This window comes from Shewanella cutis, assembly GCF_022410515.1.
GTDB classification, from domain to species: domain Bacteria; phylum Pseudomonadota; class Gammaproteobacteria; order Enterobacterales; family Shewanellaceae; genus Shewanella; species Shewanella cutis.
In genome coordinates this window covers 1-14,154 of record NZ_JACSDI010000022.1, presented here as the reverse complement: position 1 = coordinate 14,154, position 14,154 = coordinate 1, and the positions used below count along the sequence as shown (strand labels likewise).

13 protein-coding genes are annotated in these 14,154 nt (G+C 45.9%); 10 read left to right on the top strand and 3 right to left on the bottom strand.

The window, feature by feature from the left end; all coding sequences use genetic code 11:
- Window positions 1–36 precede the first annotated feature (36 nt).
- The 10 genes from atpF (at window position 37) to glmS (ending at window position 12,177) form a co-directional block, all read left to right on the top strand.
- The gene (atpF, locus tag H9J30_RS18820; protein WP_011624650.1) at window positions 37–507 is read left to right on the top strand and encodes a F0F1 ATP synthase subunit B; all 471 of its coding nucleotides are present in this window, start codon (window positions 37–39) and stop codon (window positions 505–507) included.
- Window positions 508–523: 16 nt separating this feature from the next.
- Window positions 524–1,057, top strand: coding sequence for a F0F1 ATP synthase subunit delta (gene atpH / locus H9J30_RS18815; protein WP_011074333.1), 534 nt, complete (start codon window positions 524–526; stop codon window positions 1,055–1,057).
- Between the two features lie 14 nt (window positions 1,058–1,071).
- Complete coding sequence (atpA, locus tag H9J30_RS18810) at window positions 1,072–2,613, top strand: F0F1 ATP synthase subunit alpha (protein ID WP_011074332.1); 1,542 nt, start codon at window positions 1,072–1,074, stop codon at window positions 2,611–2,613.
- A gap of 50 nt (window positions 2,614–2,663) precedes the next feature.
- A complete protein-coding gene (gene atpG, locus H9J30_RS18805) occupies window positions 2,664–3,524 on the top strand; it encodes a F0F1 ATP synthase subunit gamma (RefSeq protein ID WP_011074331.1) in 861 nt (286 codons plus the stop codon).
- Between the two features lie 35 nt (window positions 3,525–3,559).
- Entirely contained in the window at window positions 3,560–4,951 is a 1,392-nt protein-coding gene (gene atpD, locus H9J30_RS18800) for a F0F1 ATP synthase subunit beta (protein WP_037413426.1), read from the top strand.
- A 36-nt stretch (window positions 4,952–4,987) separates the two neighbouring features.
- A complete protein-coding gene (locus H9J30_RS18795; protein ID WP_011624645.1) occupies window positions 4,988–5,416 on the top strand; it encodes a F0F1 ATP synthase subunit epsilon in 429 nt (142 codons plus the stop codon).
- Between the two features lie 170 nt (window positions 5,417–5,586).
- Window positions 5,587–6,951, top strand: coding sequence for a bifunctional UDP-N-acetylglucosamine diphosphorylase/glucosamine-1-phosphate N-acetyltransferase GlmU (gene glmU / locus H9J30_RS18790; RefSeq protein ID WP_240132408.1), 1,365 nt, complete (start codon window positions 5,587–5,589; stop codon window positions 6,949–6,951).
- A 258-nt stretch (window positions 6,952–7,209) separates the two neighbouring features.
- Window positions 7,210–9,303, top strand: coding sequence for a TonB-dependent siderophore receptor (locus H9J30_RS18785; protein WP_240132407.1), 2,094 nt, complete (start codon window positions 7,210–7,212; stop codon window positions 9,301–9,303).
- A gap of 199 nt (window positions 9,304–9,502) precedes the next feature.
- Window positions 9,503–10,273 (top strand): DeoR/GlpR family DNA-binding transcription regulator, encoded by a 771-nt coding sequence (locus H9J30_RS18780; RefSeq protein WP_240132406.1) that lies wholly within the window; start codon window positions 9,503–9,505, stop codon window positions 10,271–10,273.
- A gap of 74 nt (window positions 10,274–10,347) precedes the next feature.
- The gene (gene glmS, locus H9J30_RS18775; RefSeq protein WP_240132405.1) at window positions 10,348–12,177 is read left to right on the top strand and encodes a glutamine--fructose-6-phosphate transaminase (isomerizing); all 1,830 of its coding nucleotides are present in this window, start codon (window positions 10,348–10,350) and stop codon (window positions 12,175–12,177) included.
- 80 nt (window positions 12,178–12,257) lie between these two features.
- On the opposite strand, the gene H9J30_RS18770 is transcribed toward glmS, so the two are convergent.
- The 3 genes from H9J30_RS18770 to H9J30_RS18760 all read right to left on the bottom strand — a co-directional run bounded on the left by H9J30_RS18770 (window position 12,258) and on the right by H9J30_RS18760 (window position 13,994).
- Window positions 12,258–12,461, bottom strand: coding sequence for a DUF2061 domain-containing protein (locus tag H9J30_RS18770; RefSeq protein ID WP_240132404.1), 204 nt, complete (start codon window positions 12,459–12,461; stop codon window positions 12,258–12,260).
- Between the two features lie 167 nt (window positions 12,462–12,628).
- Entirely contained in the window at window positions 12,629–13,531 is a 903-nt protein-coding gene (locus tag H9J30_RS18765; RefSeq protein WP_240132403.1) for a 1,4-dihydroxy-2-naphthoyl-CoA synthase, read from the bottom strand.
- A 112-nt stretch (window positions 13,532–13,643) separates the two neighbouring features.
- Window positions 13,644–13,994 (bottom strand): hypothetical protein, encoded by a 351-nt coding sequence (locus H9J30_RS18760; RefSeq protein WP_240132402.1) that lies wholly within the window; start codon window positions 13,992–13,994, stop codon window positions 13,644–13,646.
- Window positions 13,995–14,154 lie beyond the last annotated feature (160 nt).

Here is a 14,154-nt window from a genome sequence, read left to right as displayed (position 1 = left end):
AAACGCTTCTGTCTTAACTCTAAATAGGAGGCTGTTGTGAATTTCAACGCTACCCTAATCGGTCAGACGGTCGCCTTTATCATCTTCGTGTGGTTCTGCATGAAGTTTGTATGGCCCCCTTTGATGAATGCCATCGAAGCGCGCCAAAAAAGGATTGCTGACGGTCTAGCTGATGCTGATCGTGCGGTAAAAGACCTAGAGTTGGCTCAAGCGAAAGCGACTGACCAACTAAAAGAAGCCAAGGTGACGGCTAACGAAATTATTGAGCAAGCTAACAAGCGTAAAGCTCAAATAGTGGAAGAAGCTAAAGCCGAAGCAGACGCTGAGCGTGCAAAAATCATCGCTCAGGGTAAAGCAGAAATTGAAGCTGAACGTAATCGCGTGAAAGAGGATCTGCGCAAGCAGGTTGCTACTCTTGCCATCATGGGTGCTGAGAAGATCCTTGAGCGTTCTATTGATCCAGCCGCCCACAGTGACATAGTTAATAAACTTGTCGCTGAAATTTGATAAGGGAGTTTGAGTTATGGCTGAATTAACCACCATCGCTCGCCCTTACGCAAAGGCAGCTTTTGACATTGCTGTTGAACACAATGCAGTGGATAACTGGGCTGAAATGCTCACGTTTGCCGCTTTGGTTAGTGAAAACGAAACCATGAAGCCACTGCTGACTGGCTCTTTAGCCAGCACTAAACTTGCCGCACTCTTTATTAGTGTGTGTGGTGAGCAAATCAATGAGCAAGGTCAGAACTTGATAAAGGTAATGGCTGAAAACGGTCGCTTAAAGGTACTACCTGCTGTATCTGAGCTTTTTGCTCAATACCGTAATGAGTGGGCAAAAGAAGTGGAAGCCGATGTGGTTTCTGCAGCTGAGCTCAGCTCTGAACAACAGCAGCAGATCAGTATTTCTTTAGAGAAACGTCTCGCACGCAAAGTTAAGCTGAATTGCAGCACTGACGCCGCGCTCATCGCCGGTGTAATCATTAAGGCAGGAGACTTAGTCATTGATGGCTCTGTCCGCGGTAAATTATCGCGTCTGTCTGAAAAGCTGCAGTCGTAATTGGGAGTTTGAGCATGCAACTGAATTCCACTGAAATCAGCGATCTGATTAAGCAGCGGATCGAGCAGTTCGAAGTCGTTAGCGAATCTCGTAACGAAGGAACTATCGTTGCGGTAAGTGACGGCATTATCCGCATCCACGGCCTAGCCGATGTGATGCAAGGTGAAATGATCGAACTGCCTGGTAGCCGTTTTGCAATCGCGTTGAACCTTGAACGTGATTCTGTCGGTGCCGTAGTAATGGGCCCTTATGCTGATTTAGCAGAGGGCGTAAAAGTTAAAACTACTGGCCGTATTCTGGAAGTTCCAGTCGGTCGTGGCCTGTTAGGCCGCGTAGTTAACACTCTGGGTGAGCCTATCGACGGTAAAGGAGCGATCGACAACGATGGTTTCTCTCCTGTTGAAGTGATTGCTCCAGGTGTTATCGAACGTAAGTCAGTAGATCAACCAGTTCAAACTGGTTATAAAGCCGTTGACGCTATGATCCCAATCGGTCGTGGCCAACGTGAATTGATCATTGGCGACCGTCAAACTGGCAAAACAGCGATGGCGATCGATGCAATCATCAACCAACGTGATTCTGGCATTAAGTGCGTGTACGTAGCGGTAGGCCAAAAGGCTTCTACTATTGCTAACGTTGTACGTAAGCTAGAAGAACACGGTGCGTTAGCTAACACTATCGTTGTGGTTGCAACAGCTTCTGAAGCTGCAGCACTGCAATACTTAGCACCGTACTCTGGTTGTGCTATGGGTGAATACTTCCGCGACCGCGGTGAAGATGCTCTGATCGTATACGATGACCTGTCTAAGCAAGCTGTTGCTTACCGTCAGATCTCGTTACTGCTGAAGCGTCCACCAGGCCGTGAAGCTTATCCTGGTGACGTATTCTATCTACACTCTCGTTTATTAGAGCGTGCTTCACGCGTAAACGAAGAGTATGTAGAAAAGTTCACTAAAGGTGCAGTAACAGGTAAAACTGGTTCTTTAACCGCACTGCCTATTATTGAAACTCAGGCGGGTGACGTATCTGCATTCGTACCGACCAACGTAATTTCGATTACTGACGGTCAGATCTTCCTTGAGACCGATCTGTTTAACTCTGGCTTACGTCCAGCGGTTAACCCAGGTATTTCTGTTTCTCGTGTTGGTGGTGCGGCTCAGACTAAGATCATCAAGAAACTGTCTGGTGGTATCCGTACCGCTCTAGCACAGTATCGTGAACTTGCTGCGTTCTCACAGTTTGCATCTGATCTTGACGATGCAACTCGTGCTCAATTAGAGCATGGTGTGCGTGTTACCGAACTGATGAAGCAAAAACAATATGCTCCTATGAGCGTAGCCGCTCAAGCTGTGTCAATTTTCGCAGCTGAAAAAGGTTACCTGAAGGGCGTTGAGCTGAAAAAAGTTGGTGATTTCGAAGCCGCTCTGCTCTCGTACATGAACAGCGAGCATGCTGCTTTAATCAAGCTTATCAACGAGACTGGCGATTATAACGCCGATATCGAAGCTGAATTAAAAGCTGGCCTCGACAAGTTCGTAGCAACCCAAACCTGGTAACAATGATAGAGGTGTCTTAAGGCACCTCAGGTCCAGATTGGAGAGTAGAGATGGCCGGCGCTAAAGAGATTAAAACCAAGATCGCGAGTGTTAAAAACACTCAGAAGATCACGTCCGCCATGGAAATGGTGGCAGCCAGCAAAATGCGCAGAGCGCAGGAACGCATGGCTGCGAGCCGTCCATACGCGGAAAGCATGCGTAAGGTGATCGGTCACGTAGCGCAAGGTTCTCTCGAGTATAAACACCCCTACTTAGAGGTGAGAGAGGCTAAGCGGGTTGGTTACATTGTTGTAGCAACCGACCGTGGCCTTTGTGGTGGTCTGAACGTCAACCTCTTTAAAAAGGTTGTAGCAGACGTGAAAAGCTGGAAAGAGCAAGGTGCAGAATTTGAATTTTGCCCAATTGGTGCTCGTAGTGTGCAGTTTTTCAAAAGTTTCGGCGGACAAGTATCGGCACAAGCATCGGGTTTAGGTGATGCACCTAAATTGAATGACTTAATTGGTACTGTGCAGGTCATGTTAGAAGCTTACAACGAAGGCAAACTGGATCGTCTGTATGTAGTGTTCAACAAGTTTGTCAACACTATGACGCAGACTCCTGTGATCGAGCAGCTGCTACCTTTGCCTAAATCGGAAGATGATGAGGTTGCTCATCGTTGGGACTACATTTACGAACCTGATCCAAAAGCCCTTTTGGATACCTTATTGGTTCGTTATGTAGAATCTCAGGTTTACCAAGGTGTTGTTGAAAACATTGCTTCTGAACAAGCTGCCCGTATGGTGGCGATGAAGGCGGCAACTGACAACGCGGGTACACTAATTGACGATTTGCAATTGGTCTATAACAAGGCTCGTCAGGCTGCGATTACGCAGGAACTGTCGGAAATTGTTTCTGGTGCCTCTGCGGTTTAGGTTAGGTAACGAATACAAGTTTTAGAGGATTAATCATGAGCACAGGTACTGTTGTCCAAGTGATTGGCGCGGTTGTGGACGTAGAGTTTCCACAAGATGCCGTACCTCAGGTATATGACGCTCTGAAGATCACAGGTGAAGGCTCCTGTAATGGTTTGGTGCTGGAAGTTCAGCAACAACTAGGTGGTGGTGTAGTTCGTACCATCGCTATGGGAACTTCTGATGGTCTGCGTCGTGGTCTTGAGGTAGTAAACTCAGGTTCACCTATTTCTGTTCCTGTTGGTACAGCCACTCTTGGCCGTATCATGAACGTTTTAGGTGACCCTATTGATGAAGCGGGTGCAATCGGTGAAGAAGAACGTTATGTGATTCACCGCAGCGCTCCTTCATACGAAGAGCAATCAAACACGACTGAACTGTTAGAGACTGGTATCAAGGTTATCGACCTTGTATGTCCATTCGCTAAGGGTGGTAAAGTAGGTCTGTTCGGTGGTGCGGGTGTTGGTAAGACAGTTAACATGATGGAACTGATTAACAACATCGCTAAAGCTCACTCAGGTCTTTCTGTATTCGCCGGTGTAGGTGAGCGTACTCGTGAGGGTAACGACTTCTACTACGAGATGAAGGATTCTGGCGTTCTCGACAAAGTAGCCATGGTGTATGGCCAAATGAACGAGCCACCAGGAAACCGTCTGCGTGTAGCACTGACCGGTCTGACTATGGCTGAGAAATTCCGTGACGAAGGTCGTGACGTTCTGTTGTTCGTTGACAACATCTACCGTTACACCCTAGCCGGTACCGAAGTATCAGCACTGTTAGGTCGTATGCCTTCTGCAGTAGGTTACCAACCCACTCTGGCTGAAGAAATGGGCGTTCTGCAAGAGCGTATTACTTCAACTAAGACGGGTTCTATTACCTCTGTACAAGCGGTATACGTACCTGCGGACGACTTGACTGACCCGTCACCCGCAACAACCTTCGCTCACTTAGATGCGACTGTTGTATTGTCACGTCAAATCGCTTCTCTGGGTATTTACCCAGCGGTTGACCCATTGGATTCGACTTCTCGTCAATTAGATCCATTAGTGGTTGGTCAAGAGCACTATGACGTAGCTAACGGTGTACAAACTGTTCTGCAACGCTACAAAGAGCTGAAAGACATTATTGCGATTCTGGGTATGGACGAATTGTCAGATGATGACAAGATGACCGTTTCCCGTGCACGTAAGATTGAGCGTTTCTTGTCTCAGCCTTTCCACGTAGCAGAAGTCTTTACTGGTTCTCCTGGTAAGTACGTATCTCTGAAAGACACTATCCGTGGCTTCAAGGGAATTCTGAGTGGCGAGTTCGACCACATTCCAGAACAAGCGTTCTACATGGTTGGTTCTATCGACGAAGCTGTCGAGAAAGCTAACAAAAAGAAATAACTAAGTAGTCATACTTAGTTTTTTAAGGAGAACGGGATGGCAGCCATGACAGTACAGCTTGATATAGTAAGCGCAGAGAGCAGCATCTTCTCTGGTCGCGTAGCTAGCCTACAAGTGACCGGTTCTGAAGGTGAGTTGGGCATCATGCATGGCCACGCTCCACTGTTAAGCTATATCAAACCTGGCATGGCGCGCATCGTCAAACAAGACGGCAGCGAAGAAGTGTTTTACCTTTCTGGTGGTTTACTGGAAGTACAACCTTCTTCTGTTTCTGTGTTGGCTGATGTGGTTATGCGTGCCAAAGATATTGATGAGCAGGCAGCATTAGAAGCCAAGCGTCGTGCAGAAGCCCATATGGCAACTGCGGGTGCGGACTTCAATTATGACGCCGCTATGGTTGAGTTAGCGAAAGCAATGGCTCAATTACGTGTTGTTGAAACCATCAAGAAAAACATTGCCAGATAAAGGTTATTGTTTGTGATAAAAGGCGGTTATCGAAAGATACCCGCCTTTTTTGTTGGTTTTTTCGCTGCGTTTTGATATCTGCCTTTCGCTTTGCTGTGCCTTTCCGTTAAAATTGTGTCATAAAATCGAGCTCAGTTTATCCCTTTGGGATGTTAATCAAGGATATGGCAATGGCATTAAATGTAGTGATCTTAGCGGCAGGAAAAGGAACTCGCATGCGCTCGGATCTTCCTAAGGTATTACATCCTATCGCCCATAAGAGCATGGTGCAGCATGTGATTGATACTGCAAACAGTATTGGCAGTGACTCTATTCAGCTCGTTTATGGCTACGGTGCCGATAAATTAAAATCCACATTGGGCGAACAAAAGCTGAATTGGATGTTGCAAGCGGAGCAGTTGGGCACAGGCCATGCTGTGGCGCAGGCCATTCCGAATATCGACGATAATGATACTGTACTGATCCTTTACGGTGATGTGCCATTAATCCAAGCCTCTACGCTTGAAGCTTTGCTTGCTGCGCGTCCCGATAATGGCGTGGCGATTTTAACGGTTAATCTTGCTAATCCAACGGGTTATGGCCGAATTGTGCGTGAGCAAGGTAAGGTGATTGGCATTGTTGAGCAAAAAGATGCAAATCCAGAACAACTTGCCATTAATGAAGTCAATACGGGCATTATGGCTGTCCCAGGTAATGCATTGAAAACCTGGCTTGGCCGTTTATCGAATAACAATGCTCAGGGCGAATACTATCTCACTGATATTATCGCCATGGCCCACGCCGACGGGATTGAGATTAATACCGCTCAGCCGCAATCTGCTATCGAAGTGGAAGGTGCTAACAACCGCGTGCAGCTCGCCCAATTAGAGCGAGCTTACCAAGCCCGTGAAGCCGAAAAACTGATGATTGCTGGTGCGAATCTACGTGACCCAAGCCGTATTGATATCCGTGGTGAAGTGACTGTCGGTATGGATGTGATGGTCGATGTGAACGTGATTTTCGAAGGTAAAGTGGTAATAGGTAATAATGTCACTATTGGTGCTGGCGCAATTCTTATTGATTGTGAAATTGCCGATAATGCCGAAATCAAACCTAACTCTATTATCGAAGGCGCTAAACTGGGTGTTGCAGCAAGCGCAGGGCCTTTTGCCCGTTTACGTCCTGGTGCTGAATTAATGCAAGATGCCCATATCGGCAACTTTGTTGAGATGAAAAAAGCCGTTTTAGGTGTGGGTTCTAAGGCGGGTCACTTAGCTTATTTGGGTGATGCGCAAATTGGTGCTGGCGTGAATATTGGTGCTGGCACTATCACCTGCAATTACGATGGGGCGAATAAGCATCTCACTGTGATTGAAGATAATGTGTTTGTGGGGAGTGATACTCAACTGGTGGCACCGGTGACCATTGGTAAAGGCGCGACGCTCGGTGCAGGGTCAACCATTACCCGTGATGTGGGTGAGGACGAGCTAGTGATCACCCGTGTTAAACAAAAACACCTCACAGGCTGGCAGCGCCCGGTTAAAATAAAGAAGTAACCGCTAATCTTTTGTAATATAAGGCGGCAATTAGCCGCTTTATGTTTTTTTGTCAAAGGTCAAAATCCTTAGTTTTACAAAAACAGTCGAATTAATATTGAGTTAATGCTTTTGTGGTATGAGCAATTTGTTGTTTTTGTTTAATTTTGATCTGTATCACGCAAGATTGTAAATTCGTGTAAATAACCTTAAATAAAAACAATTCTTATTTATATTGCCTGCAATTCTAAGACGAAAGGTCTATTTGAGGTGTTGGCAATGCTATTTAAATATTCAGTTGTAGGTTTGGCCGTTGGGGCTGCATTAATGGCGATGCCTGTTATGGCAGAAGCGCCAAACGATGCAAACATTGAACGTATTAATGTAACAGGCCGTACTTTTAACGACTACAAGGTCGGTAGTGCATCGGGCGCCATGCGTGGCGATATTGACTTAATGGATACCCCACAGTCAGTGAATGTGATCCCCGACTTTGTTACCGATGAGCAATTAGCGACTAACCTTGCCGAAGTATTGGTAAACGATTCAAGTGTGACAGCGGGAACCACCCGTTGGAACCGTCAAGTCTTCAGTATCCGAGGCTTCGAACTCGATTCCGGTAATGGTTATCTCATCAATGGCCACCAGCAATGGTCTCATTACGTTCAACCTATCGAAACGCTGCAGCAGGTAGAAGTACTTAAAGGCCCTTCAAGTATGCTGTATGGTCAATCCGGTCCTGGCGGTTTAGTGAATATGGTCACCAAAAAGCCGACCTATGATTCAATGCTCGATTTAGGATTTGATACTGATGGCTACGGCTCTACCCGTGCGCAGTTAGATGCGGGTGGTAGCTTAAACGAAGCGCAGAGCATTCGTTATCGTGGTGTGTTAGTCAAACAAGACACTAAATACTGGCGCGAATATTCAACTACTAATGAAAACCAAGAGCGTGATCGTTGGCTGGGTTACTTAAACTTAGAATTTGATATCAGTGATGATGTTCTGTTATCGGTTAAGTACGACCATACCCAAGATAAAGCGGGCATCGATGCGGGTGGTTGGTTAGATAAACAAGGTAATGTGATTGGCGAGCGTAAAACTGTATGGGATGCGCCTTGGGCCTTTACCGATAATACCGTCTCAAATTTAGGTGCTGATCTAACTTGGCAAATGAGTAACGACTGGAAAGTTAAAGTCGGTTACAACGATCAACAGTTTAATCGCCAACGTTTCGATTCAGCTCCGGTTTATTCGGCAGATCCCTTCACCAAGGGGTATAGCATCAAGCCTTTTGATCGATATGACGATTGGCAGCATAAAACTGCTTATGTTGATTTTACGGGTGAGTTTGAATTAGCAGGCTTGGAACATCAATTCCTTATTGGTGCCAACTATTTAGATTACTTCTACCAGCAACAAATCGCCCGTGGCGCAACTCAAACAGTGATCCCTGGACAACCGGTTGTTCAGCCTGACCTTGATTACCACCAGGGTAAATTAAGTGCTCCAAGCGAATACAAATACTACGGTTTCTATCTGCAAGATTTAATGACCATCAACGAACAATGGAAATTGCTTGCAGGTGTGCGTTATGACGAGCAGAAAAAAGACGGTGAAGGGGAAAATAGCTATGCCGTATCGCCAAAATTCGGGGTGATTTATTCGCCTATGGATAATGGCAGTATTTATGTCAACTATTCAAAAAGCTTCACCCCACAAGGTGCAGTGAATAACGAATACGATATCAATAACAAACTTAACCTAAAGCCTGAATACGGTATTCAATATGAAGTGGGAACAAAGTGGGAACTGTTTGACGATAGTTTGCTGCTAACGGCAGCGGTATTTGATATCACACTTGAAAACATCACCATTTCTGAGAAATTGCCAACACCTATTGGTGATTATACTGATATCACTACCCAAGGCGGTGAGCAAAAGCACCGTGGTTTTGAAATGGGTGCCCAAGGCAAAATTGGAGATAGCTGGTTTGTGACTTCATCTATGATGTATTTAGATGCTGAATATCAGACGGGTGATGCTCGCGAAGGTAAAACGCCTATCGATGCCCCTGAATGGTCGGCCAATATCTGGACTCGTTACGAAGTAACTGACAACTTTGCGATGAACTTTGGTGCTATCTACGTTGGTGAGCGTTTTGCTGATACTGCTAACACTATCACCAAAGATGGTTACGTCCGTTTTGATGTTGGTGCTGCCTATACTATGGATATTATGGGTAAAGAAGTTAGCATCCGTGCAAACGTGAGAAACCTATTTGATACTGAATACTTAGATGGTGGTAGCGATAAGATGGTCACTATTGGCCAAGATCGTAACTTCAGTGTGGCGCTTGAGGCTAAGTTTTAAGCTCAGCTCCCCTTTTAAGTTTCATACAATTAAAGCAGTTTACCTTTGGGTTAACTGCTTTTTTATTATTTTTCATAAAGTTAATTAATCCAACTTAAAGGCTACCCATCTTGATTCGAAATTATCTTTCGAATACTAGCAAAAAAGTTTCGTTTCTTTATAATATATCTTTCGATTCGAAACTTAACTGAAAGGTTTTATGAATAAACGAAACACACAGCAACGACGCCACAGTATCATTAGCATCCTGAATGAACAGGGTGAAGTGAGTGTCGATGAGTTGTCATTACGTTTCGAAACCTCAGAAGTGACTATTCGTAAAGATCTGGCCGAACTTGAAAAAACCGGACTGCTGCTACGCCGCTACGGTGGTGCTGTGGCTATACCTGATGAAGTCACGCAACAGTTTTCTGCCAAGATTGCGCCTAATAAGTTATCCATTGCTAAAGCTGCGGCGCAGCTGATTAAAGATCACAATCGCATCATCATCGATAGCGGTACCACCACCTCTGGCTTGATTGCTGAACTCAACCATAAACGTGGGCTGGTGGTCATGACCAATGCCCTGCATTTAGCTAATGCAATTCATGAGCTTGAAAATGAGCCGACCCTATTGATGACAGGTGGAACCTGGGACCCGCATTCTGAATCCTTTCAAGGCCAAGTCGCCGAGCAGGTATTACGCTCCTACAACTTCGACCAACTGTTTATCGGTGCCGACGGTATTGATCTTGAACGTGGTACCACCACCTTTAATGAGCTGACAGGTTTAAGTAAGGTGATGGCTGAGGTTTCCCGCGAAGTCATCGTGATGGTGGATTCGGACAAAATAGGCAAGCGGATCCCTAATTTAGAATTGCCGTGGTCGCAAATTAGCGTGTTAGTCACCGATGCGCGCATCGAAGAGAGCGCCCTTAACCAAATTACCGAGCAAGGCGTGAAAGTCATCTTAGCGCCCTACTCGCCTTAGGCATTTGCCCGTGATAAGTCAGAGCAAATGACTAAAATAACTTCATTTTTATTTTTCATTTATAGGTAAAAACTATGTGCGGAATCGTTGGCGCCGTGGCGCAAAGGGATGTGGCTGAAATTCTGGTCGAAGGTTTACGTCGTTTAGAATATCGTGGATATGACTCCGCAGGTGTTGCCGTTATCCACAATGGCGAACTCAATCGCACGCGCCGCGTGGGTAAAGTGCAGGAGCTCTCTACTGCACTCGAAACCGACCCATTAGCGGGTGGCACTGGCATTGCGCATACGCGCTGGGCTACCCACGGTGAGCCAAGCGAGCGCAATGCTCACCCACATTTATCTGAAGGCGATATTGCCGTTGTGCACAATGGCATTATCGAAAACCATCATAAACTGCGTGAAATGCTTAAAGAACACGGCTACCACTTCAGCTCTGATACCGATACTGAAGTGATTTGCCACCTAGTTCATCACCAATTAAAAACCCACGACACCTTACTGGCCGCGGTGCAAGCCACGGTTAAACAACTCGAAGGCGCTTATGGCACTGTGGTGATTGACCGCCGCGACAGCGAGCGCATGGTTGTCGCGCGCTCAGGCAGCCCATTAGTGATTGGTTTTGGTTTAGGTGAAAACTTTGTCGCCTCCGATCAACTGGCACTGCTGCCTGTCACCCGCTCTTTCGCCTTTTTAGAAGAAGGTGACGTGGCCGAAGTGACTCGTCGCACCGTGAGCATTTTCGATGTGCATGGCAATAAAGTTGAGCGCGAAGTTAAAGAGTCAGAAATCACCCATGATGCTGGCGACAAAGGCGAATATCGCCACTATATGCTCAAAGAAATCTATGAGCAGCCATTGGCACTGACACGCACTATCGAAGGTCGCATCGCTAACAAGCAAGTGCTGGACACGGCCTTTGGTGATAATGCCGCTGAGTTCTTAAAAGATATCAAGCACGTACAGATTATTGCCTGTGGTACTAGCTACCATGCGGGCATGGCGGCGCGTTATTGGTTAGAGGATTGGGCTGGCGTTTCTTGTAATGTCGAAATCGCCTCCGAATTCCGCTACCGTAAGTCGCATTTATTCCCCAATAGCCTGTTGGTGACTATTTCTCAATCCGGTGAAACTGCCGATACGCTGGCAGCGATGCGCCTAGCCAAAGAAATGGGCTATAAAGCGACACTGACCATCTGTAACGCGCCTGGCTCTTCCTTAGTTCGTGAGTCAGATATGGCGTACATGATGAAAGCAGGCGCCGAAATTGGCGTTGCTTCAACTAAAGCCTTTACCGTGCAATTAGCGGGTTTATTAATGTTAACGGCGGTGATCGGTCGACATAATGGCATGTCAGAGCAAATGCAGGCCGAGATCACCCAAAGCCTACAGTCTATGCCCGCTAAAGTGGAGCAAGCATTAGGCTTAGATGGTGCGATTGCAGAGCTGGCAGAAGACTTTGCTGACAAACACCATGCGCTATTCCTTGGCCGTGGCGATCAATACCCGATTGCGATGGAAGGCGCGCTAAAACTTAAAGAGATCTCCTACATTCATGCAGAGGCTTATGCTTCTGGCGAATTAAAACATGGCCCTCTGGCCTTGATTGATGCCGATATGCCCGTCATCGTGGTGGCACCAAACAACGAATTATTAGAAAAGCTGAAATCTAACGTTGAAGAAGTGCGTGCCCGTGGCGGTTTAATGTATGTGTTTGCCGATGTGGATGCGGAGTTCGAGTCTGACGAAACCATGAAGGTTATCCCGGTTCCACACTGCGATATCTTTATGGCACCGCTGATTTACACTATCCCATTACAGTTGCTCTCGTATCATGTTGCCTTAATTAAGGGCACAGATGTGGATCAACCGCGCAACCTTGCTAAATCGGTGACGGTGGAATAAATCAAAGCCAATAAAAAACCGCCACTTAGGCGGTTTTTTATTGGGGCTTAATTAGAGTTATTTGCTGGTGGCTTAGGCTATTAAGCTGTTATCGCATCAAGCGCGTGTTGCTTTTTTGCTTCTAAACGTTTCCATACTTTATCGTGGAAATAAAACACTACAGTGTTTATCGCGGGCTCTACTAATGCGACTGCCCCACCAACAAGCACACTGCCTGTTAATAAATAAGTGACAGTAAAAGCAACGGTGAAATGTAATACGGCAAAAGTAAGTGTCTTGGTCATGATTCTATCCTCTAATTTTAGCCCCTTTTGGGAATGATTAGATGATAACAATTCTCATTAAAATTTAAACCCGTATTTTGAGATTAGTTTAAACGGTTTTTTCTATCTATAAGCGTTAAAAAGTATAAAGCCCTCCAATGAGGGCTTTATATGGCAATCAGCTTCGATTAGTAATGCCAAGGGAAGGCAGAGAAGTCTTGATCGCGTTTCTCGAGGAAGGCATCACGCCCTTCTTGGGCTTCTGCACTGGCATAGGCTAAACGTGTTGCTTCACCGGCAAACAGTTGCTGGCCAACCATGCCGTCGTCGGTCATGTTAAAACCGTACTTCAACATGCGCATCGCTGTTGGGGATTTAGAGTTAATCTCTTTGGCCCATCTTAATGCTTCGACTTCGAGTTCAGCATGGGGAACCGATTTATTCACCATGCCCATGGCAAAGGCTTCATCGGCACTGTAATTAAAACCGCAGAAGAAAATTTCGCGGGCGCGTTTTTGACCAATCATCTTGGCAAGATAAGCACTGCCGTAGCCAGAGTCGAAGCTCGCGACATCAGGATCGGTTTGCTTGAATATGGCGTGTTCCTTAGAGGCTAAGGTTAAGTCGCAGACAACATGTAAACTATGGCCACCTCCAACTGCCCACCCTGGCACAACTGCGATAACCACTTTAGGCATAAAGCGGATTAATCTTTGCACTTCGAGGATATGTAAACGCCCCATCCTAGCTAAATCGGCTTTGCCTTCCTCTGCGCCTTCATATTTATAACCATCTTTACCACGAATGCGTTGATCGCCACCGGAGGAAAACGAGTATTGACCTTTGGCTGAGGGACCGTTGCCTGTGAGTAAGACACAACCAACATCGGACCATTGGCGAGCGTGATCGAGGGCGATATATAACTCATCGACTGTTGTTGGACGGAAGGCATTGAGGCAATCAGGTCGATTGATGGCGATACGTACAGTGCCGTGGGCTTTGGCTCTATGGTAAGTAATATCGGTGAAGCTAAATCCGCTGACTTCATCCCACAATGTAGGATCGAAAGTGTCTGATACTGGTTGAGTCATGATATAAGGCCTATGTTGTTGAAGCTCTGAGGCTAGGCGGAATAATGCAGTTGGTCAATCTAAGCGTTACGCTTAGATTGGATGCCAAATTCCGCTTGTCTCTGGAGTGTGATTAGAGGTTGTCGCAGATAAACAGCAAGTTGTCTTGGCTAAAAGTAGAATGCTCAACTGCATTAGTGCCGCAGTAGCTCTCTTTAAAATCGGCAATGCCATCTTCGGTAAGTGGGATTTTATTAAATTCTTCAACTTCGGCGGCAGAGAGGCGCTCTAATATATCCTTGCGGACCTTTGTTAGATTTTGATCCATTTTAATTATTTGAGTGCCCATTGCTGAACTCACTTTACTTTCTATCTTCTGAACCATTTCTTCTGTTTTAGCTATAGGTGCATCTAGTTTGTCGGTTTCTGTGTATAAGTAATATAATGCACCACAAAGGAGCGCTAATATGATCCAACCTTTCATCTTTTAGTCCAACATAAGTGAATAACCATTAGTAATATGGGTATAATAAGCCAGTTTTCGTCCAATATTAAAGCAGTAAAAGGCTGTCACGATGAACGCAGAATCTAATAACAAGGACTATTCGAAAACCAATCGAATTAAGATTCATCAGCCTGATGCA